Raw genomic sequence first — 17,439 nt, 5'->3', positions numbered from 1 at the left:
CAGGGGTCGGTCACCAAGAGCGAGAGGCCTGCCGAGTGGTTCGGTGACTGCTCCGCTTGGCTGCCTCGCGGTACCAGCGGGTTGCCACGGCCGTCATCGCTGGGTCTCGCATGTCGGAGATGCGCTGCATGACGATGTCGCGACCGGGGTCGACCGTGACGATCTGGGCTTGGTGGCGACGGTACTTCGCGAGCGCGCGAGCGCTTGGCATCGTATGGATGAGGTAGATGTCGACGGTCTCGCGGTGCCTCAGAGCCTCGTCGATGGCGGCGAAGCGGGCGCGATGGGCAACCTTGAGGAGGGTGGGGTCGTGGCTCCACTGGGGCGCGCCGGGGCCGGCCAGCGCGGTGGCGATCAGGTCCAGGTCGATGACGATGTCACGCGCTGTGGCGTTGGCACGGATCCAGCTGGACTTACCGGCCGCGGGAGGACCCGTGACTACGAAGAGCATGGCGTCACGCTGCTGCCCAACGCTTGCCGCTGATGATGCGGTTTACCTGTGACCTGCTGATCCCGTATACGGCAGCGAGGGCCTTCTGCTGTTCGCCTGCCTGGTGGCGCTGACGGAGCCTTACTACCTGATCCGTGGTGAGCTTGGCGTTGCCGTTGCGCGTACCGCACATCGGCTTGCTGAGGCCTGTGGCAACCGCATGCTGGGAGTTGCCAGCCGGGGTGACCAGCTCCAGGTTGGTGATGCGGTTGTCGCTCTTCACGCCGTTGATGTGGTTGACCTGCATCCCTTCCGGGATGGGTCCGTTGGCGTGCTCCCAGATGACTCTGTGCGCATACGCGCGTCGCACGCGCTTACCGTCCGCTATGGCGATGTGAAGGTAGCCCGTCGACATGACGTAGCCGATGGGTTCCCCGCGCTCGCCAATGACGTGTCCGCGGTTGAGGTCAACGGACCAGGCTCCTCTGGCGATGCGAATCCGGGCGAGGTCGTACTTGCTCTGCATGAGGCCTCCCGTGGAATGCGAACGGCCCGGCACCACGGGAGCGGTGTCGGGCCGTTCTGTCCGCCGTGATCAGTGGCGGATGCTGATGGCTACCAGCGTCGCGAGGAACGCTGGGCGACGCGGGGGGCTACGCGCGCCCCTTTAGATGAATTGCAGGCGCGGTGTGCCGAGCGGGCGTTGGCGGGATCAAGGAGGTCGCCGCCTTGCGAGAGGGGCTGTACGTGGTCGAGGGTGAACGCCCAGCTGGAGCGCTTGGCCTCCTCGCCAGTGATGCGGTAGTCGATCTCGTATCCGCAGAGCCAGCACGGCAGACCGAGGCTGCGCTGGTAGGCGGTGAGCCGGCGGTAGGGGCGCCCGTTGCGGGGGTTGCCGGCCACGGGCGCCACCTCCTAATCGACCAGGTGCCACTCTTCGCAGCCGCTTGTCTCGAAGACCTCACCCTTGCGTACCGTTACGCGTGCGGGGCCTTCGCCGAGATGGTTGGCGATGATTGAGTCCAGCTCTCCGCTGTCGTCCTTGCTGCGTGCCCAGTAGCAGGCGCCGTCAGTAGCGCCAGGGGTCTTGTACGCGCCGGCTTTGATGTCTTCGCCGACCAGGTACGTGCCGGCAGTGAACGAGGCGACTGGTCCGGTTGACGTTCGCACGGGGTCAGCTTCTGGTTCGGTAGCGGTCGGCGTGTCGTTGAGGGAGTCGAGAAGCTCGTCGGCGTCTTTGTTCGCCTCCTGCAGGTCTTCCAGCAGGGCGTCGGCCTCGGCCTCCGACATGGTCGACTCGGCAGGGCTCGGCACTGCCTTGGGTTTGTCAGACGAGCTGTCGCATGCGGCAAGGGCGGCGATGAGGAGGCTGGCCGCGAGAGCGGCGGTGGCGAGTCTGCGCATCGGGTCAGCGTGCCGGACTGGGCGGCGCTGGGGGGTCGGTGTGGCCGGGCTGTGACCTACGCGGCTTGGGCGTGTACCGGTAGCGGCGGCGGTCCGCCAGCCTCCAGTAGTTCCCCGGTATCGGGGTTGCGCCGGGCTGGGTTGAGTTCGAAGACGTTGAAGCGGACCTGGCCGCGGCCTTTGCCGTATCGCTGTATGCGGCCTTCGTGGGCCCAGCGGCGGATGGTGACGCGGGGTCGGCCGGTGTAGTGGGCGGCGGCTTCTTCGTCGACGAGGGCGAGGGAGGCCATGTTCACCTCCGGGGAATGCGAAAGGCCGCCCAGCGTGGGCGGCCTCAGTGGGCGCAAAGCTCCGATTGAGCACAGCATATGTTCGGTCCGCGATCAGGTCAAGCTATTGATGACCGCCATTGCATAGCGTTCGCCTACCAATCGTCGTCGGTTCCCGTGACGGGCCCGTCGGGGGTGTTGATGATTCCTCTGCCGTCCCAGAGTGCGGCGTCTGGGTCGTCGCCGTGGGTTTCGGTGCTCACTGGTTCTCCTTGGCGTGGGTGATGGCGTTGCGGATGAGGTGGAGCGCGTCGTCGACGGTGCGTTCGGTGCGGTCGTTCCAGCGGTGGTAGGGCTCGTCGATGCCGCGGGCGGTGAGGACGTTCTGGAGGCAAGCACCGGCGGCCTTCGCGGTCTCCTCGTCGCCGTAGCCGAGGCGGTAGAGGACGGCCTGGGCGCCGAGGATGCACCTGCGGCCGGAGCGGGACCGGAGTCCACCGCGGTGGTGTCCGTACTGCTGGAGGACGAGGGCGGTGAGTTCGAGGTGCTGGGTGACGGTGATGTCGCGGCCGGCGCCGTGGAGGCGGCGGGCGGGGGTGATGGCGAGGGCCCAGTCGGGGAGGATGCGCCACCAGCGCGCGGGGGCTGAGAGTTCCGGCGTCGGCTGCTCGGGCTCGACGGCCGGCACCTGGAGGGCTTCGGCGACGAGTTCGGCGGTGGTCTTGGTGACGAGCGGGTGGGCGGTGCGGGGGGCCTGCTGGGCGAGGTAGGCCTCGATGTCGGCGATGAGGGTGGCCGCGTCGATGGCCAGACCGGGCTGGGGCTGGAGGGCGGTGAGGGTTGCGGTGCTGGCCATGACGGGCTCCTTCCGGGGGGTTAGTGGCGGCCGGCGAGGGACCACTTGCTGGACATGGCCGCGGCGGCCTCCTTGGCGTGGCGCTCGGCGACGGCGCGTTCGGCGCGCTGGGCCTTCTCGGTGTAGGCGGAGTGGTCGTCGCGGGCACCGCGGAGCGGGAGGTCGGGGCGCCGGGTGAGGATCTCCCGTTCCTGCGCGAGGAGCTGGTCGACGCTCTGGTAGCCGTTGTGGGTCGGGGACTGGGCGAGGATGTTGCCGACGATGGGGCTGCGCTTGGTGGTGACGATCCACTCGCTGTAGGTGCGTCCGGGGCCGGCGTCGATGCCGGGGTGGTGCTCGTCGTCGGTGATGGGGGCGTGCTCGTTGATGACGAAGAGGCTCATGCCGGGCTCGATGTCGCGGAGGAGGGCCTTCTTGTCGCCTCGGGTGGCGCGGTAGACGGTCTTCATGTCGGGGTCCTTTCGGTGGGTGGCTGGGTGAAGATGGCGCCGCAGTGGGCGAGGAGCTGGTGGAGGGCGATGAGGGGCGCCTGGCCGTCGGTGTCAGCGGGGGTGACCATGGGGGCCTTACTGGTGGCGCTGAGGTGTTCGGTGACGGTCCAGCGGCGGGTGTCGGGGCCGGTCTGGGTGTAGAGGGTGTCGCCGGTCTGGATGCTTTGGGTGAGGGTGGCGAGGTCGCGGGGGGTGGCTTGATAGGCGGTCTGGAGGGTGTCCGTGGCCTGCTCCTTGGGGTGCTTTGTCCTGGATTGATAGGTGCTCGCCGGGTGCGTACTGGGCGTGGAGGCTGCGCGGGGCTGCGCAGCCTCCGAAGGTGACGCGCACCCGGTGCGCAGCCTGTGACCTGCGGATACACAGGCGTGCGCACCCTCTGCGCACCCGTCATACCGGGATCTACTGGGCGTCGGCGCGAGCGGTGTTCAGGTCGCTGAGGCGCCATCCACGGCCCCGCTTGGTGCCGCGCTGCACGTTCGCCACGGGCACCTCCACACCGAGCGCATCGAGGCGGGTCTTGACGAGCGTTCCGGCCCGGGTGGCGTAAGCGGTGTCCCCCTCCTCGTCACCCCTGACGAACTCGGGGTCCACGCCTGCGAGGTAGGCGAACGCTTCGGCGCGGGACAGGTCGCCTTCGCCGGTGGCGGTCGCGGCCTTGATCAGGTGGTCGAGCAGGTCGGGCTCGCTCTCGGCCTGGACAGCGGTGCCCTTGCCGGTGGGTCCGCCGGCGGCCATGGAGATGCCGGTCTCCTTGGCCAGCTGGTCCTCGATCGGGTCGGCGCAGTGGCCGGGGGTCCTGCTGACGGCCTGCCTCAGTTCGAGGCCGGCCTTGGCGGCCTTGCGGAGGTCGCCGTTCTCGACGTCGACGAACAGGCTGCGGGCTTCGATGTAGCCGGTGTCGGGAGTGGTGAGCCAGCCGCGTCCTCGGGTGGACTTGCTGTTCTGGATCTCGCTGGAGTCGTACCCGTCGCCTGCCGCACCGTCGCCGAGGATGGTGTTGGAGGCGGCGGCGGACTCGACGCGCATGGCCCAGCGGCCGGCGCAGTTGCCGCGGAGCCGGGACGGTACGACGTCGACCTTCGGCGTCTGGGTGGCGAGGACGAGGACGATACCGACCGCGGCACCAACGGCGGCGATCTGCGCGAGGAGTTCGACGATCTCTTCGGCGTACTGGCCGTTGAGGCCGCCCTTGACGGTGTAGGTGGCGAGTTCGTCGACGATGACGAGCTCGATCCCGCCAAGCTCCTCCAGGAGCTCCTCGGTGGCCTTGGAGACGCCGAGGTCGACGAGGATCTCGGTGCGGCGCTCCAGTTCGGCGGCGAGGACCTTGAGGAACTGCAGGAGCCGTTCGGGGTTGCGGCGGACGAATGTGTCGAGGGACTGGGCGATGCCGACGTACTCGCCGGTGCCCTTGCCGTCGAAGAGGCGGACGCGGATGCGGGGGTCGAGCATGGCGCCGACGAGGATGTTGGCGATGGCCATGCCCTTGCCGGAGCGGGTGGTGCCGGCGACGAGCAGGCTGTAGTCGGAGATGGTGGCGAGGATGATCGAGCCGCGCTTGTCGAAGCCGAGCGGCAGGCCGTCGCGCCAGGCGTTGACCTTGTCGCTGGTGCCGATGAGCGGGTTAGGGACGGCCCGGCCGAAGGGGTCGCTCATGCTGACCCACAGGCTGAGGTGGTCCTCGCGGCCTTCGTCGCGGATGTCCATCTGGTGGCGGGGGATGCCGAGCGCGGAGGCGAGCTGCTTGGTCTTCTTGCGGACGTCGTCGACGGTGACGCTGCCAGTGACTTCGATGTGGACGAGCCAGGCCTTGCCGTCCTGGATGACGGGGCTGCGGAAAATGACGGCCTGGTCGGCCTTGATGATCCCGGCGTCGCGGAAGGCCCGGTCGATCATGTCGTCGGTCATGCGGTCGCCGTCGCCGATCTTGGCGGTGCGGTCGTTGTAGACCTGCCCATCGTCGGTACGACGGCCCATGAGGGCGAAGGCGACGAGGGCGGAGCCGGTGGCGAGGATCCCGCCGGGCGAGCCCATCAGGTACAGCCCGGCAGTTTCGGCTGCCGCGATCGGGGCGAGGGCGACAGCTCCGCGGAGGGCCCTCTTGGTGCGGGCCTCCTTGCGGGCCTTCTTGTAGCCGGCCATCGCCGAGACGGCTGCGGTCGAGGTCTTGTCCATGTCGGCCTGGCGCTTGTCCTTCTCCTTGCCGGGGATGAGGCGCTTACCGTGGGCCCACTTGGCGGCCTTGTAGGCCTGGTGGACGCGGTTGGCTTCGTGCTTGGCGACCGCGACCTGGGTTCCCTCGACGCCCTGGATCCAGGTAAATGTGCGGCGCAGGCCCCGGTTGATCTGGGAGGCGTGACCGTGTTCGGTGGTCTGCCGGCGGATCCAGCGGCGGAACGCGCGGGTGGAGTTCAGGCGGGCGGCGCTGCCGCGGTGCTTCCAGCCGCTGCTGCTGCGCGTCCAGTCGGGGACGAGCGGGAGGTCCGCCATCGGGTCGGCCGGGGCGGGCTCCTTGTAGGTGGCCGCGTAGTTGGCGATCAGCCGGTCCCAGTCGGGGTCGGGAGTGCTGCCGGGCAGGGTCTCGATCGTCACTTGGTGCCTCCCTCGGAGCGGACCGCGTCGCGGAGTCGGACGGCGTACTCGTTGCGGCAACCGATGGCCTCGCGAACGTTCCGGGCCGAAAGCCGGCCCGTTCCGCCAAGGGCTTCAGCAAGCTTCCGGACGGCCTTCAGGTCGTCCTCGTTGAGAGGCTTAACGGGGGCCCCAGCGGCCGTTCCTGAAACAGGCCCCTTCCCTTTACCCCCAAGGGTTGTACGGGCCTTGGGGGCGCCCCCGCGCGGGCCGCCTTCGGGGGTGCTGGCAGAGGCTCCTCCCAGCCCGCCGTCGCCGCCGTAGCCGAAGATGTCGGCGAGCAGATGCTCGACGGCCAGACGCTCTGGGGTCTGCTCGGCCTGGTCGAGGACGAAGGCCACATCCGCCTCGGCGTCGAGCCGGTCGGCGATCACGTCAGCGGTGACACCGACGGGCGCGCCCTTGGTGTCCCACCACGCCTGCACCCACGCTTGTTCGGGCTTGAGGCTGTCGAACGGGGCTGCGAGGAGGATCCGCTTCTGCCGCTTCGACACGTCCTTGAACTCCTTGGCCCGCTGCTTCTCGTGGCGGGCACGGGCCTTCGCCTTCGGGTCCTTCGGCTTGGCCTTGTGGCGGCCGGCCATGACCATGTGGAAGAGGGTGACAGGCACAATCGACGAGGCGGCCAGGATGAGGCCGAGCCACCAGGCCGTCTCCAGACCGTGGGCGAAGTTGATCGATGCTGCGGCTGCCGTGAACGTCCAGACCGCGGTGCGGTAGGGCCAGACGGCTCGGCCGGTCTTGAGTGCCTTGACTTCACCAGATGTGGCGGCCCAGGCGCCGGCCTCCAGCATGAACGCCAGCAGAGCGGCGAGGCCGGCGAAGACTCCGGCGCCCGTGAGGGCGTCGAGCTGGAAGTAGAAGGCGGGAATCATGCCCGCGACCATGACGGCGAGCGCGGCAGCCAGGTCGGTGTTGGCCGCGATCCATTCGGCTCGCTGCTGCCACGCAGCCTTGCGTTCCCGCTTCTTGCGCCGCTTGTCAGCCTCGGCGGCTGCGCTGGCTTCGCGGCGCTGCTTCCGGGCGGCCTCTTCGGCCTTCAGTCGCCGGTCGAGGGCCGCGTCTGCGTCCTTACGGGCTTCAGCACGGTCGGCCGCGTTGTTCTGGCGGCGCTCTTCGGACCAGCTGCTCATGGTGTTCAGCTCCTTCCAGGTGTCAGAGGGTCAGGCGGTGACGGGCTTGGGCTGGGGCCGGTACTTGAGCCAGGCGATGACGCCGGCGAGGAGGTAGACGGGGCCGGGAATGACGCTGAGGACCGCGGCGAGGCCGGAGGCGGCGAGGGTGACGGGCGCGAGGGCGGCGGGCCACATGCCAACGGCGATGAGGAAGACGACGAGGAGGGAGGCCCAGAGGACGGCGGGGCGGCGCAGCATGAGAGTTCTCCTTCGGGACGGTCCAGGGTTCGGCGGGACCGGATGCGGGTTCGGGTTACCGGGCGGTGGAGGCGGTGATGCCGTCCAGCGCGGGCCAGAGACGGTCGTCGCGTCCCCAGGCGGGGTCGATGATGTGGAGGACGGCGCCGTGCTGCCGTACTTCGCGGAGGGCCTGCCGACCGACGCCCCGCCAGGTGGAGTGGATGTCGTCGCGGCGCATCTTCCAGCCGCCGATCGCCGTGAACAGGCTGCCGTCGACCTCGGTGAGGACGATCTGCCGCTTCGGCCAGCCGCGGACCACCGTGAACCCCTGGTCCTGCAGCTTGAGGAGCTGGCCGAGGAGCGGGCTGCGGTCGTGGACGACACCCTCGACCCAGGCGCGCTGGTTCCAGCGGACGCCATCGACGACCTCGTCGGATCCGGGCTGGGAGCAGGCGGTGACGAACCCGGCCTTGTTCAGGGCGGTCAGGGTCGGCACCAGGTGCCGGGCGCCATCCGTCTCCTCCACGCCGAACTCGTCGGCCAGGTACCCGGGCCAGGACGGGACCTGACCCTGCAACCAGCCAGCCATGCTCCGGCCAAGGTCGGCGATGCTGCGGGCGTCACGCCACACGCTGCCCATCAGGACCACACCCAGGGCTCGTTGCCGCTGCTGGCGGCGCGAAGGGCGGAGTGGCCGATCTGGAGGGCCATGTCGCGCCGCTCGGCAGGAAGGTGTTCGGCGGCCTTGAGGAAGATGTCGCCGACGGCCTTGGCCTCGACCGGAGGGACGCTGAACGGGTCACCCGACCGGCGGTCGATGATGAGCCTGAGCTTGAGGCGCTGACGCCAGTTCGCCTGCTTCTTGATGAGGTCGAGCAGTTCGGCCACGTCGTTGTACGAGTAGCCGTGGCGGGTGCCACCGTGCGAGATGCTCCAGCCCATGGTTGGGGCTCCTTTCGGGATGGTCAGTCCTGCTGGGTGGGGGCGAGCTGGGTGTCGGGGAGCATCGCGACGACCCGGAACGTGGCCCAGGTGATGACGACGCCGGCGATGAGCCCGGCCTGGAGGTCGGTGATGTCGGCGGCCTGAGCGAGTACCGGGGCCAAGTGCAGACCGATCAGGGACAGGCCGAGGACGGTGAAGACGGAGATGGCGAGGCGGACGAGACGCACAGCGAGCTCCTAGCGGTGGTCGGGGGTGTCGCGGACGAGGCGTTCCAGGTCGACGGCCGCGTCGTAGGCGTCGTCGCGGACCGGGTCCCCGCCCTGCCGGTCGGCGTCCGCCTTGTCGGCGACGGTCGCGGCGAGGATCCGCTGGGCGGCGGCGAGGGCTTGGTCGCGGGTGACCATCAGGCGGCGGCGGAGTAGCGGAGGGCGTCGAGCTCGTCGGCGAGCCGCGGCCCGTCCGGGGTGGACGCGTCGATCTGCTCGGCCAGGTACTCGGCGGCCAGCTGACCGAGGCTGTCGCCCTTGCTCTGGGCGGTCAGGAAGTCGGTGACGACACCGGCGCGGACACCGGCCTCGATCTCGGCGAGCTGCTGCTCGGACGGGCCATCGGACGGGATCAGGGCGAGCTTGGACATGGCGAATCTCCTCGTGGCAGAGGTGCGGGAAAGGGGAGGCTGGGCGCCGGGGCCGACAGCAGGGGGTTGGACTGCCGGCCCCGGCAGTAGAGGGGTGACGCTCGACGGCTACTTGCGGCCGGAGCGCTTGTTGACCTCGCGGACCTTGTCCGAGAGCTCCTTACGCTCCTCGTCCGTCAGCGCGGACGGGCTGACGAAGGAAGCCGCGGCGTGGGCGTCGATGTCGGCCTGCGACATCGGGTACGACCAGGCGATACGGCCGGCGCCGAACTTCTTACCGGCAGCGATCAGGCGACGCTGCGGGACGACCGTGGCGGCCTCGACTACGGGGGCGCTCACTTCTCGCCGCCGTAGGTGCGGACCTCGAGCGAGGCGGGAAGCGGCTTCAGGTCGGTGCCGAAGAGCCGGCCGACGAGGGCGCGGGCCATCGTGTCCCGCTCGCGGTCGCTACGACCGGCCGGCAGGTGGAGGCTGATCCGACCGTCGCGGTTCTGGACCGCCGCGCCGAAGAAGCCAGCGTCACGGATCGACGAGTCGATGATCTCGGCACCGGACTCCGCCAGCAGCTCCGGCAGCGGGGCCGAGAGCAGGCGGTCGACGGTGAGGGGGGTGGGGGGGCTGTTCTCGCAGGTGCGAGTGGGTACAGTGGTGCTCACGGTTGTACTCCCTTGTAGTGAAGGGGGTCCGGCCTAGGCCCCGTTTGGTGTTGTCGCACCGGGCGGGGCTGCCAACTTTCTTGGCACCTCCATGATGCACGGCGCGAGCCCCGAGTGCAACAAACTTGGCGGATCTGATTTCCGTGGCGCGGCTATTCAGTTGGCAGTCCGTCGTGAGACGATTCCGGACATGACTGCTACGCCCGTGAGACTCGACGAGAAGGATCGGCAGCCCTGGTTGCGCCAACTGGACCGAGCGACGGCCGCATACGAGCGGGCTCGCAAGACGCTGGATGATCTGGTGACTGATGCTCGGGCGGCGGGCGTCCCTCTGACCTCGATCGCAGAGCACAGCCCGTACAGCCGGGAATGGGCCCGCAAGATCGCGGATCGGGTGGCAGCAGAACGGGCTGCCGGCGGCGAGGATCCCAAGGGGTAGGCGTTCATGCCTTCGAGTACAGCCGCCAGCGGCTTACCGAACCATGAACAGCACCCGCAGTCTCTAGCGCACATACGCCCAGGTCGGCACGTAGTCGGCAATGGGTCTGCACGTTGTCAGCACATCCCCGCCAACGACCTACCCGAGGCCGGACAGTGGACGTGATCGATGCATGGGACGGGCGGCGAGCATGCCTCTTGCAAGAGGCGCTCCGCATGACCCAGGAGGACTTCGCCGAGTTCGTGGAGGTCTCAGTTCGCACAGTAGGCAAGTGGCACAGCAGCCGGGATGGCCGCCCGCGGACGGACGTTCAGAAGTTGTTGGACGCCGCGTACAAGAAGGCAAGCCCCGACGCTCGCCAGCGGTTCCATCTGCTGGCTCGCGGCGGGGCCGATGTTCACCGGGCGCAGGCGTTCCGTGTGGCGGTCGCGGTAGTCACCCGCGATTCCGATGTCCTGCTCGTCTGCAGGCGGGGCGACGACAGTCTGTCGTGGCAGTTCCCGGCCGGCACCGTGAAGCCGGGTCGCACCGGCGCTGTGGTGGCGGTCGAGGAGACGCGCGCCGAGACCGGCGTCCGGTGCGCCGTGCGCCAGCGCCTCGGCGAGCGTGTGCACCCCAAAACCGGGGTGCTGATCGAGTACCACTTGGCCGACTATCTGATGGGCGACGCCGAGAACTTGGACGTCGAGGAGAACATCGAGGTCGCCTGGATTCCTCGCCGCGACCTGACCCGCTTCATCCCTGAACAGCAGATCTACCCGCCGATCTTGGAGGCACTGGCGTGACCGAGACAACGACTGAGCAGGGCATTTCCACCGCGATCATCACGAGCGGGGACCGTGTCTTGATGATCAGGCGGCGGGAGCGGGAAGGGAAGCTCCTGTGGGCGTTCCCGGGCGGCGGCATCGAGGCCGGCGAGTCGCCCGAGCAGGCCGCGGTCCGGGAGACGGCGGAGGAGGTCGATCTGGAGGTGAAGGCGGTCCGTTCCCTCGGCGAGCGCGTCCACCCGCAGACCGGCCGGCACATGTCCTACGTCGCGTGCGAGGTCGTCGGTGGCGAGGCCCGGGTCGCGGACGAGGAGGAGCTGGCCGAGGTCGCGTGGATCCGGCTGGATGAGATCCCCGACTACGTGCCGTGGGGGCTGTTCGGCCCGGTGCAGGAGTACCTCGACGAGATGCTGGCCAACGAGGAGTAGATCGCATGACCGAACCGACCGCGCTCTACCGGCTCTTCGACGCTCATGACCGCCTGCTCTACATCGGGATCACCAAGAACCTAGAGCAGCGCTGGACGGGCCACAGGTATTCGGCAACGTCGTCTACCTGGTGGCCCGAGGTGGCACGCAAGGCTATCGAGTGGTACCCCACCCGCGAAGCTGCAGACAAGGCTGAGACGGCAGCCATCCTGAGCGAAGCGCCCTTGCACAACAAAGACAAGGCACCAGGCAGTTGGGGCTCGAAGCGAACGGCGATCTCGCCTGAGCTCGACTGGTCCAGGATCCTTGTCGAGCCGTACTCCCAACAGGCGGCTCGAATCCTGAGCGCCGAACTTGAAGCAGGGGCTGTCCAGCCTGGCAACCCCATGCCCACCACGAAGGACCTTCACCGCCGGTTCGGCTTGTCGGTCGCAACGTGTGGTGCGGTGCTGCAGATTCTTGCCGATCGCGGCTTGGTGCATCAGAGAGGCAAAGGCGGCAGGTACTACCGCTCGCGGCCCGGCGAAGCGCCGCCCCGCCAGCTTGCGCCGAGTGCGGAGCGGCCCACTGAGCGCGACGTGGCTACCGAGCTGCAGGCAATCACTGTCGAGGGCATCCCGGTGGAGGTCGTCGAGCGCCGAAGGAGGAACAGGCGATGGCCCAGGACCGTGCTGGGAGCACACCTGCAGATGCACCCGTACTCGCTTGACCCAGCGGCCAGACAGCCCCACGTGAACGTCGAACTGGCGCCGAACGAGGTCGTCGAGCTGGACGCTGAAGGGCTGGCCGCCTTCGTCGACCAGCTGGAAGCCCAGTGCGCTGCACTCCGGGAGCTCCAGGACCGGCTGGAGCGGGTCAACCACAGCCGCCGCGCCGCCTAAATCCACCCACCCCCGAGCCCGCCGCCTCCTGGTGGCGGGCTTCGTCGTGTGTCGGCCTGTGGGTGCCTACAGTCCGTCGGTGTTGAGCAGGTGCTTGTACGCGTACAGGAACCGGTGCGTCTGCTCGTCGGTGGCGAGGGCCTCAGGGTTGGAGAAGCGACTGTCCGCCCATGAGGTCTTGCCGCTGGAGCTGATGAACAGTTGCCCTCCGGCGATCCGGTACGTCGTGTCCTGCGTGAAGTTCTTCTGCCTGGTGGGGATGGTCTTCTTGAAGCCTTCGTTCTGGTCGAGCAGCTGCTGGCGTACTGCCGCGGTCAAGCGCATGGCGCCCCCCTTGCTGGTGGATGTGCGGCGATCCTGGCATGGGGCCGGGGCTGTGGTGAACGGCGAACGAGCCCGCCACCCGATCGGGTGGCGGGCTCGTTCGCCGTGGGGTCCATCGTCGTCGGCGGCTTTTATTGACACTCGTTTTATTACTAAAAACTGGGCGTAGAAAAGTGACGACCTAACGGGGCAGGCTGTTCATGTCGGCCTAGGGGCGTCTTCTGGCCGTCCTGACCTTTGGCCTGGGGTCGGTTGCGCTCCCCTACGTCTTCGCGCGACAGATCCTACCGGGTCGGTCAATTTAGCGATCTGCGCTGGTGGAGGGCCTGTTGAGGCTTGTTCTGGATTCGGAGGGCGGGGTGCGGTGGTGGGTGCAGAGTTGGCTCATCGCCGCCGGATACCCGCTCGATATACCGGAAGCCGCTCTACAGGAAAAAGCTGGTCCTGGTGTTCGCCGCAGCACGGCGGGAGGCTGGTCGTCGTCGACCAAAGAGCTCGGGCCGGCTACTCGTGCACTGCTCTGAGGAGGGAGACCCCATGTGTGACCACCGTTTTCCGGTCGTCCCCGACCGGGGCCGTCTCGCCCTCTCCCCCGGGCTGGTCGGTGAGGGCGTGCTGGCCAGCGATCTGCGGCTGGTTCGAGGGCGCCGTTTCTTCGTTCGGAAGACGACGGGGAGGGGCGGTGCCGGATCTCGACGGCGTTGGCGCGGCTGGTTCACCGATCGCCCTAGGGTCATCCTGCGGTCAAGGAGCGGCGCGAAGGGCGCTTCTTTTCGGTCGCCTCTGGCCTGGACCTTTTCCCTCCATCCCACCGACGGCTACGGCTGCCGATGGGAGGTCGCGCAGGTCACTGACCTGGAAGCTATTCACTAATTTACCCACGCCGTGGGGGTGGGTAAATCCAGTGTCGCCCGGCCGGGCGCCGGTTTTCGATGGCCGGTTCCAACCCACCTCTATGGTCGTGAAACGCGAACGACCGGGCGGTTGCTGCCGCCCGGTCGTCTCGACTGCGAGTTGCTGCTCGCTGCCCCGGTAACCCCTACTCGCCAGAATGGAGGCTCCGTGTTGAGCGTAGCCGAGCCTTGTGTGATCAGTTCTGAGGACTTGTTCTCTCTGCCGCTGGACGGCCTGCTCGCCGCGGCAAGAGTCCAGCTGGTGGAGTCTTCGATTGCCGACGAGGATTTCTTCGGTGCGGTGCACGTGTCGTCGGCAGGGGTGAGTCTGCATCTGCCGCAGGGCCGGCCCGCCGCTGAGCGTGACGCAGTCGCTCGCCTTCTGCTGGGCCGGGTGCTGGGGGTGCCGCCGGCGCCGCTGCCGGCCGGGCTGGTGGTCGAGGAGGCCTCGGTCTAGCCGGGCTCGCGAACAAGCCCGCCACCTTCAGGGTGGCGGGCTTCGGCGTGCCTGCCGATGGGGCTACAGCGGCTTGATCCTTTGTGCTTCTGTGGACACAGTGTCCACGCCAGCATCAATGTCACCCTTTGTGACCTGGTGAAACTCGTTGATACTCACTGAGACGTGTGGACACGCATCGACTTTTGAACTACTTTTGAAGTCATGACCGCGATGCCAGCAGAAGCGAACTTCTCCGAGCTCATCCAGAAGCCCAAGGACACCGTCGCGCGACTGCAGGGCACCACCCGCAAGGGACTGACGCTGCACCGTCGCGACGGCGAAGACCTCTACCTGACGACCGCCGCGCGCGCCGAGCAGGTCACAGAGGTCGTCGACTCGACCACCCGACTCTTCGTGGCACTCATGAAGAGCAGCCCGGAGGCGGTGACCATGCTGACTGCCGTGTTCCCTGAGGCGTTCCCGTGGGTCCGCTTCCTCCCGCAGAAGGCTGTGCAGCAGTTCCTCGTGGAGTTCATGGAGACGGCACGGGCCGCTTCGGATCTCGGTAGCGTTGGGCCGATCGTGCCGCTTATCGCGGCATGGAAGTCGACCGCCGAGGTGTACGCGGACCAGGGGCTTTACAACAAGCTGACCAGTCCAGAGGCGGGCGACTTCGGGGAAGTCGAGCCTCCGGAGGTACCTACAGATTGAGCAATAAGAGGGGGGACTTCGTCGTCCCGCCGCCCAAGCCGGGCGAGTACAAGATCCGCTTTGGGGCCAGGGATGCCGGAGTGGGGTGGCAGGCCCTCTGCGCCGAAGCCCCCGGCAACACCGCCGAGGCCTGGTTCATGATGCGGACCGATCCGGCACCTGCGGTGCAGACCGCGCGTCATCACCAGCTGAAGTTCGATTTGGCGACGGCGTTCTTCAACGGCAAGGACCGCGATCGGTGGCAGATCGAGGTCACGAGCGGTGGTCGCATCTGGTACGTGGTCGAGGAGGAGCGCAAGACTGTGTGGCTCTTGCACGCCGCGACCAAGCACCCCAAGCGGACCGAGTAAACGACGAGCGAGCCCGCCACTCCGACAGGGGTGGCGGGCTTCGTCGTCTCACTGGGTGCTGGCATCGGGTTTGGCGGCTTCGGTGGCGGCTTTGATGAGGGCTTCGTATTCCGTGTCGTTGAGTAGGATCTCGAGTGAGTAGTTGAGGGCCCAGCCGATTTTGAGGGTGTCGGTTTGACTGAGGGAGCCTGCCGGGTAGAGGAGGAGGCCGAGGTGCCGGCGGCGGTCGAAGGTGACATGGACGATGCGATTCGTCGCCTTTTGGTGCTCTTCGATAGCTTTGCGGGCGAGGCTGAGGAAGTGCGGGTAGTCGTCGCCCATGAACTGTCGCATGGTGTCGAGCTGGGCGCGCGCGACTTGGATCTTGATGGGCCAGTTGGTGGTGGGGCCGAAACGGGCTTCGAGGGCTTGGGTGAGGTCGGTCATGGGTCTGGGGTAGCGCCGGTGGGGCGACTACGGCGGGAGGCGCCGCGAAGGGTCGTCCATTCGGGGCGCGTGGATCTGGCCGGAGGAGATCCCGGACTACGTGCCGCGGGACTGGTCGAGCCGGTGCGGCAGACCGCCCGTCACCCGAAAGGGCTACGGGCTTCACCGTGTCCTGTCGGCTTCCGCCGGGGTTTTCTTGTCATGGATTCTTTCAAGCCTGTAACCGATGACTGCCCCGATGAGCCGTGTCTGCCGTTAATCACGGCTTTGGAGGCCCGGCAGACGGTGGGCTTCCTGAAACTGTTGGAGCGGTTGGATTTGTCGTCCAGGGGCGCTGCGGCCGGCCATCTCGCGGCGGACCTGGCCCGGCGGCTGCCTAGCGGCGGGTAGGCCTGGGGCGTCGCTGGTACTGCTGGCCCTGGCTGTAGAGGTCTTGGGCCTGCGCTCGGAGGGCCTGGGCTTCTCGCAGCATGGCGCGGGCGCGGCGGCCGCTCCAGAGGACGTAGCCGAGGGCCACGACGGCGACGATCATTCCGATGATGGGGATGGTCATGCCGCAGTCTGCCTGTTGGCGAGGTCCAGGCGGAGGATGTCGCCATGGCTGTAGGCGGTCTCGCATCCGCGGCAGGTCTCGCCGGGGGTGGCGAGGGTGAAGGGGATGATGGCGCCGCAGGGGCATTGGGCGTGGAGCTGTATGAGCGGCTTCTCGTTGTCGATGATGCGCTTGCAGGTTCGGATGACCTTGTGGATCTCGCGGTTGAAGTCCTCGAGGGCCGGGTGTCGAAGCGCGGCCTGGGGGAGGTTGAGCCGGAGCGTTTTGACGGCTTGGTCAACGCGGTACTGGAGTCGGCCGCCGGTGCTGGTCTGGGCGAGGCCGTGACTGGCCCAGTCGGCTACCCATTCCTCGAGGTCGGAGACGATCCCGCCGTTTACGGTGAGGTTCAGGACGTGCTCGTTGGGCGGCATGCTGGAGCTGCGGGTGCCGGAGACGTTGGGGCCGCTGTTGCCTTTGCCGGGGGTGGTGCGGAGGCAGAGGCGGGCGTAGAGACCGCGGGGGCCGGGAATGGCGCGCAGGTTGCTGTCGATGCGCTGTTCGCAGGGTCGGCAGATCGTGCGTTCCTGTTCGTCGTTCCAGAGGTCGCTGTTGCAGATGACGCAGGCGGGGGTGTCGGTCACGGCGGTCTCCTTGCGGCGGTGCGGGCGGGACTGTCAGGCGGTGGGCTGGCCGACGGTGCTGGTGCTGAACTGGGCGGGTTGGGGCGGGTGCTGGGCGAGGAGGCGGGCGACTTCGGCGGTCTTCTCGGCGTCCCAGTAGTGGATCTCGACCTCACCGACGCCCTGTGTGCCCGCCTGAGGCTCCGTCTCGCCGCCGACCACTCCACATGTCTTCGCTGCTTCCGGGGCGCTCTCGCGGGCGCTCAGAGCCTCTGGCGGGGCCGTGTTGGGGTTCACGCTGCCTCCTGGTTCCGCTGGACGGATGCCGCTACGGCTCTCCGGTGGGCTCGCTCGCCCTCGCGGCAGAGGTCGCAGATGGCCTCGCCGCGGCGCCGGTGGGCTTCGTAGCCGGCGTGGTCGCCGTGCCGTCGCGGCCGGCCGTCGAGGATCCCGGCCTGGCAGGCGATCAGCACGGCATGTGCGGCAGAGCGGGCACCGAGCTTGGCGCGCAATCGCCTTATGGCAGAGGTGGCGCCTTTGGGGGTGATGACCAGCCGGGTGGCGATCTCGGCGCAGGTGTAGCCATCGGCTATCAGGCGGAGGATTGCGAGCTGGTGCGAGGAGAGTCCGTTCATCACAGGCTCCTGACGACGTCGACGACGGTCCGCCGCCGTCCCGCGACGGTCATCCGCTCGGGAGCGAAGGGCGGCCGAGTCCGTGGGGCGTAGCGGCCACGGCGGGCCTTCCGGTCGGCTTCGTCCTCCCACCCGTCGGGCCAGAGCGGCAGCTGGGTGTCGGTCACGTCGGGCTCCTTCCTGGGCTGGGGTGGGGCGCGCCTGGCAGACGCGCCCCGGGGGCTGGGGTTAGACGGTGGTCTGACCGTGCTCGGGCGACGGGGCTGCGAACGGCCAGCGATCGTGGGGCCAGTCGTCCGGTCGACTGCTGCAGCTCT

31 protein-coding genes are annotated in these 17,439 nt (G+C 68.2%); 7 read left to right on the top strand and 24 right to left on the bottom strand.

Annotated elements, in window-relative coordinates; translation table 11 throughout:
* Window positions 1–10: 10 nt before the first annotated feature.
* The 17 genes from ACFWUY_RS32995 to ACFWUY_RS32915 form a co-directional block, all read right to left on the bottom strand.
* A complete protein-coding gene (locus ACFWUY_RS32995; protein WP_384118478.1) occupies window positions 11–451 on the bottom strand; it encodes an AAA family ATPase in 441 nt (146 codons plus the stop codon).
* Between the two features lie 4 nt (window positions 452–455).
* The gene (locus tag ACFWUY_RS32990; protein WP_384118476.1) at window positions 456–956 is read right to left on the bottom strand and encodes an HNH endonuclease; all 501 of its coding nucleotides are present in this window, start codon (window positions 954–956) and stop codon (window positions 456–458) included.
* A gap of 89 nt (window positions 957–1,045) precedes the next feature.
* A complete protein-coding gene (locus ACFWUY_RS32985; protein WP_384118474.1) occupies window positions 1,046–1,333 on the bottom strand; it encodes an HNH endonuclease in 288 nt (95 codons plus the stop codon).
* Window positions 1,334–1,345: 12 nt separating this feature from the next.
* Window positions 1,346–1,834, bottom strand: coding sequence for a hypothetical protein (locus ACFWUY_RS32980; RefSeq protein WP_384118472.1), 489 nt, complete (start codon window positions 1,832–1,834; stop codon window positions 1,346–1,348).
* A 56-nt stretch (window positions 1,835–1,890) separates the two neighbouring features.
* Complete coding sequence (locus ACFWUY_RS32975; RefSeq protein WP_384118470.1) at window positions 1,891–2,124, bottom strand: helix-turn-helix domain-containing protein; 234 nt, start codon at window positions 2,122–2,124, stop codon at window positions 1,891–1,893.
* Window positions 2,125–2,362: 238 nt separating this feature from the next.
* Window positions 2,363–2,959 carry a hypothetical protein gene (locus ACFWUY_RS32970; RefSeq protein ID WP_384118468.1) on the bottom strand — a complete coding sequence of 199 codons (597 nt, stop codon included), beginning with the start codon at window positions 2,957–2,959 and terminating at the stop codon, window positions 2,363–2,365.
* A 20-nt stretch (window positions 2,960–2,979) separates the two neighbouring features.
* On the bottom strand, window positions 2,980–3,408 hold the full coding sequence (locus ACFWUY_RS32965; protein WP_384118466.1) for a hypothetical protein: 429 nt from the start codon (window positions 3,406–3,408) through the stop codon (window positions 2,980–2,982).
* Window positions 3,409–3,849: 441 nt separating this feature from the next.
* Window positions 3,850–6,042 (bottom strand): FtsK/SpoIIIE domain-containing protein, encoded by a 2,193-nt coding sequence (locus ACFWUY_RS32960; protein ID WP_384118464.1) that lies wholly within the window; start codon window positions 6,040–6,042, stop codon window positions 3,850–3,852.
* Complete coding sequence (locus tag ACFWUY_RS32955; protein WP_384118462.1) at window positions 6,039–7,214, bottom strand: hypothetical protein; 1,176 nt, start codon at window positions 7,212–7,214, stop codon at window positions 6,039–6,041. The genes ACFWUY_RS32960 and ACFWUY_RS32955 overlap by 4 nt, the downstream gene beginning before the upstream one ends.
* 30 nt (window positions 7,215–7,244) lie before the next feature.
* A complete protein-coding gene (locus ACFWUY_RS32950; RefSeq protein ID WP_384118460.1) occupies window positions 7,245–7,454 on the bottom strand; it encodes a hypothetical protein in 210 nt (69 codons plus the stop codon).
* 55 nt (window positions 7,455–7,509) lie between these two features.
* Window positions 7,510–8,076, bottom strand: a complete 567-nt coding sequence (locus tag ACFWUY_RS32945; protein ID WP_384118458.1) for a DUF6919 domain-containing protein — start codon at window positions 8,074–8,076, stop codon at window positions 7,510–7,512.
* Window positions 8,076–8,378: a hypothetical protein gene (locus tag ACFWUY_RS32940; protein ID WP_384118456.1), complete on the bottom strand. Its 303-nt coding sequence runs from the start codon at window positions 8,376–8,378 to the stop codon at window positions 8,076–8,078. The genes ACFWUY_RS32945 and ACFWUY_RS32940 overlap by 1 nt, the downstream gene beginning before the upstream one ends.
* A gap of 23 nt (window positions 8,379–8,401) precedes the next feature.
* Window positions 8,402–8,608: a hypothetical protein gene (locus tag ACFWUY_RS32935; RefSeq protein WP_384118454.1), complete on the bottom strand. Its 207-nt coding sequence runs from the start codon at window positions 8,606–8,608 to the stop codon at window positions 8,402–8,404.
* Window positions 8,609–8,617: 9 nt separating this feature from the next.
* On the bottom strand, window positions 8,618–8,785 hold the full coding sequence (locus ACFWUY_RS32930) for a hypothetical protein (RefSeq protein ID WP_384118452.1): 168 nt from the start codon (window positions 8,783–8,785) through the stop codon (window positions 8,618–8,620).
* A complete protein-coding gene (locus tag ACFWUY_RS32925; RefSeq protein ID WP_384118450.1) occupies window positions 8,785–9,018 on the bottom strand; it encodes a hypothetical protein in 234 nt (77 codons plus the stop codon). The genes ACFWUY_RS32930 and ACFWUY_RS32925 overlap by 1 nt, the downstream gene beginning before the upstream one ends.
* A 108-nt stretch (window positions 9,019–9,126) precedes the next feature.
* Window positions 9,127–9,357 carry a hypothetical protein gene (locus tag ACFWUY_RS32920; protein WP_384118448.1) on the bottom strand — a complete coding sequence of 77 codons (231 nt, stop codon included), beginning with the start codon at window positions 9,355–9,357 and terminating at the stop codon, window positions 9,127–9,129.
* Entirely contained in the window at window positions 9,354–9,674 is a 321-nt protein-coding gene (locus tag ACFWUY_RS32915) for a hypothetical protein (RefSeq protein WP_384118445.1), read from the bottom strand. The genes ACFWUY_RS32920 and ACFWUY_RS32915 overlap by 4 nt, the downstream gene beginning before the upstream one ends.
* A 190-nt stretch (window positions 9,675–9,864) precedes the next feature.
* Here ACFWUY_RS32915 and ACFWUY_RS32910 point away from each other — a divergent pair, with 190 nt between their 5' ends.
* From ACFWUY_RS32910 to ACFWUY_RS32895, 4 genes are all read left to right on the top strand, one after another.
* On the top strand, window positions 9,865–10,113 hold the full coding sequence (locus tag ACFWUY_RS32910; RefSeq protein WP_384118443.1) for a hypothetical protein: 249 nt from the start codon (window positions 9,865–9,867) through the stop codon (window positions 10,111–10,113).
* Between the two features lie 155 nt (window positions 10,114–10,268).
* A complete protein-coding gene (locus ACFWUY_RS32905; protein ID WP_384118442.1) occupies window positions 10,269–10,898 on the top strand; it encodes an NUDIX domain-containing protein in 630 nt (209 codons plus the stop codon).
* Entirely contained in the window at window positions 10,895–11,308 is a 414-nt protein-coding gene (locus tag ACFWUY_RS32900) for an NUDIX hydrolase (RefSeq protein WP_384118439.1), read from the top strand. The genes ACFWUY_RS32905 and ACFWUY_RS32900 overlap by 4 nt, the downstream gene beginning before the upstream one ends.
* Before the next feature lie 5 nt (window positions 11,309–11,313).
* On the top strand, window positions 11,314–12,189 hold the full coding sequence (locus ACFWUY_RS32895) for a DUF6907 domain-containing protein (RefSeq protein WP_384118437.1): 876 nt from the start codon (window positions 11,314–11,316) through the stop codon (window positions 12,187–12,189).
* Window positions 12,190–12,255: 66 nt separating this feature from the next.
* On the opposite strand, the gene ACFWUY_RS32890 is transcribed toward ACFWUY_RS32895, so the two are convergent.
* Complete coding sequence (locus tag ACFWUY_RS32890) at window positions 12,256–12,513, bottom strand: hypothetical protein (protein ID WP_384118435.1); 258 nt, start codon at window positions 12,511–12,513, stop codon at window positions 12,256–12,258.
* A gap of 1,062 nt (window positions 12,514–13,575) precedes the next feature.
* Here ACFWUY_RS32890 and ACFWUY_RS32885 point away from each other — a divergent pair.
* The 3 genes from ACFWUY_RS32885 to ACFWUY_RS32875 all read left to right on the top strand — a co-directional run bounded on the left by ACFWUY_RS32885 (window position 13,576) and on the right by ACFWUY_RS32875 (window position 14,906).
* Window positions 13,576–13,863, top strand: a complete 288-nt coding sequence (locus ACFWUY_RS32885; protein ID WP_384118434.1) for a hypothetical protein — start codon at window positions 13,576–13,578, stop codon at window positions 13,861–13,863.
* A gap of 204 nt (window positions 13,864–14,067) precedes the next feature.
* Complete coding sequence (locus ACFWUY_RS32880) at window positions 14,068–14,556, top strand: hypothetical protein (protein WP_384118432.1); 489 nt, start codon at window positions 14,068–14,070, stop codon at window positions 14,554–14,556.
* Window positions 14,553–14,906: a hypothetical protein gene (locus tag ACFWUY_RS32875; RefSeq protein WP_384118431.1), complete on the top strand. Its 354-nt coding sequence runs from the start codon at window positions 14,553–14,555 to the stop codon at window positions 14,904–14,906. Before ACFWUY_RS32880 ends, ACFWUY_RS32875 begins: the two co-directional genes overlap by 4 nt.
* A 48-nt stretch (window positions 14,907–14,954) precedes the next feature.
* Here the strand turns inward: ACFWUY_RS32875 and ACFWUY_RS32870 are convergent, their stop codons facing one another.
* The 6 genes from ACFWUY_RS32870 to ACFWUY_RS32845 all read right to left on the bottom strand — a co-directional run bounded on the left by ACFWUY_RS32870 (window position 14,955) and on the right by ACFWUY_RS32845 (window position 17,289).
* Window positions 14,955–15,332, bottom strand: coding sequence for a hypothetical protein (locus ACFWUY_RS32870; protein WP_384118429.1), 378 nt, complete (start codon window positions 15,330–15,332; stop codon window positions 14,955–14,957).
* Window positions 15,333–15,708: 376 nt separating this feature from the next.
* On the bottom strand, window positions 15,709–15,885 hold the full coding sequence (locus tag ACFWUY_RS32865) for a hypothetical protein (protein ID WP_384118427.1): 177 nt from the start codon (window positions 15,883–15,885) through the stop codon (window positions 15,709–15,711).
* Window positions 15,882–16,508, bottom strand: coding sequence for a hypothetical protein (locus ACFWUY_RS32860; protein WP_384118425.1), 627 nt, complete (start codon window positions 16,506–16,508; stop codon window positions 15,882–15,884). The genes ACFWUY_RS32865 and ACFWUY_RS32860 overlap by 4 nt, the downstream gene beginning before the upstream one ends.
* Window positions 16,509–16,541: 33 nt before the next feature.
* Window positions 16,542–16,784 carry a hypothetical protein gene (locus ACFWUY_RS32855; RefSeq protein WP_384118423.1) on the bottom strand — a complete coding sequence of 81 codons (243 nt, stop codon included), beginning with the start codon at window positions 16,782–16,784 and terminating at the stop codon, window positions 16,542–16,544.
* Window positions 16,781–17,122, bottom strand: coding sequence for a response regulator transcription factor (locus ACFWUY_RS32850; protein WP_384118421.1), 342 nt, complete (start codon window positions 17,120–17,122; stop codon window positions 16,781–16,783). Before ACFWUY_RS32850 ends, ACFWUY_RS32855 begins: the two co-directional genes overlap by 4 nt.
* The gene (locus tag ACFWUY_RS32845) at window positions 17,122–17,289 is read right to left on the bottom strand and encodes a hypothetical protein (RefSeq protein WP_384118419.1); all 168 of its coding nucleotides are present in this window, start codon (window positions 17,287–17,289) and stop codon (window positions 17,122–17,124) included. Before ACFWUY_RS32845 ends, ACFWUY_RS32850 begins: the two co-directional genes overlap by 1 nt.
* Window positions 17,290–17,439 lie beyond the last annotated feature (150 nt).

This window comes from Streptomyces sp. NPDC058664 (assembly GCF_042716635.1).
Lineage (GTDB): Bacteria > Actinomycetota > Actinomycetes > Streptomycetales > Streptomycetaceae > Streptomyces.
The sequence above is the reverse complement of the archived record's forward strand: the minus strand, read 5'-3'. Positions and strand labels throughout refer to the sequence as shown.

What these genes read in the sequence shown, in the direction of transcription:
- ACFWUY_RS32995 (WP_384118478.1), bottom strand. Translation starts at nt 451, where the DNA reads ATGCTCTTCGTAGTCACGGGTCCTCCCGCGGCCGGTAAGTCCAGCTGG.
- ACFWUY_RS32990 (WP_384118476.1), bottom strand. Translation starts at nt 956, where the DNA reads ATGCAGAGCAAGTACGACCTCGCCCGGATTCGCATCGCCAGAGGAGCC.
- ACFWUY_RS32980 (WP_384118472.1), bottom strand. Translation starts at nt 1,834, where the DNA reads ATGCGCAGACTCGCCACCGCCGCTCTCGCGGCCAGCCTCCTCATCGCC.
- ACFWUY_RS32975 (WP_384118470.1), bottom strand. Translation starts at nt 2,124, where the DNA reads ATGGCCTCCCTCGCCCTCGTCGACGAAGAAGCCGCCGCCCACTACACC.
- ACFWUY_RS32970 (WP_384118468.1), bottom strand. Translation starts at nt 2,959, where the DNA reads ATGGCCAGCACCGCAACCCTCACCGCCCTCCAGCCCCAGCCCGGTCTG.
- ACFWUY_RS32965 (WP_384118466.1), bottom strand. Translation starts at nt 3,408, where the DNA reads ATGAAGACCGTCTACCGCGCCACCCGAGGCGACAAGAAGGCCCTCCTC.
- ACFWUY_RS32955 (WP_384118462.1), bottom strand. Translation starts at nt 7,214, where the DNA reads ATGAGCAGCTGGTCCGAAGAGCGCCGCCAGAACAACGCGGCCGACCGT.
- ACFWUY_RS32950 (WP_384118460.1), bottom strand. Translation starts at nt 7,454, where the DNA reads ATGCTGCGCCGCCCCGCCGTCCTCTGGGCCTCCCTCCTCGTCGTCTTC.
- ACFWUY_RS32945 (WP_384118458.1), bottom strand. Translation starts at nt 8,076, where the DNA reads ATGGGCAGCGTGTGGCGTGACGCCCGCAGCATCGCCGACCTTGGCCGG.
- ACFWUY_RS32940 (WP_384118456.1), bottom strand. Translation starts at nt 8,378, where the DNA reads ATGGGCTGGAGCATCTCGCACGGTGGCACCCGCCACGGCTACTCGTAC.
- ACFWUY_RS32930 (WP_384118452.1), bottom strand. Translation starts at nt 8,785, where the DNA reads ATGGTCACCCGCGACCAAGCCCTCGCCGCCGCCCAGCGGATCCTCGCC.
- ACFWUY_RS32925 (WP_384118450.1), bottom strand. Translation starts at nt 9,018, where the DNA reads ATGTCCAAGCTCGCCCTGATCCCGTCCGATGGCCCGTCCGAGCAGCAG.
- ACFWUY_RS32910 (WP_384118443.1), top strand. Translation starts at nt 9,865, where the DNA reads ATGACTGCTACGCCCGTGAGACTCGACGAGAAGGATCGGCAGCCCTGG.
- ACFWUY_RS32895 (WP_384118437.1), top strand. Translation starts at nt 11,314, where the DNA reads ATGACCGAACCGACCGCGCTCTACCGGCTCTTCGACGCTCATGACCGC.
- ACFWUY_RS32890 (WP_384118435.1), bottom strand. Translation starts at nt 12,513, where the DNA reads ATGCGCTTGACCGCGGCAGTACGCCAGCAGCTGCTCGACCAGAACGAA.
- ACFWUY_RS32880 (WP_384118432.1), top strand. Translation starts at nt 14,068, where the DNA reads ATGACCGCGATGCCAGCAGAAGCGAACTTCTCCGAGCTCATCCAGAAG.
- ACFWUY_RS32870 (WP_384118429.1), bottom strand. Translation starts at nt 15,332, where the DNA reads ATGACCGACCTCACCCAAGCCCTCGAAGCCCGTTTCGGCCCCACCACC.
- ACFWUY_RS32865 (WP_384118427.1), bottom strand. Translation starts at nt 15,885, where the DNA reads ATGACCATCCCCATCATCGGAATGATCGTCGCCGTCGTGGCCCTCGGC.
- ACFWUY_RS32850 (WP_384118421.1), bottom strand. Translation starts at nt 17,122, where the DNA reads ATGAACGGACTCTCCTCGCACCAGCTCGCAATCCTCCGCCTGATAGCC.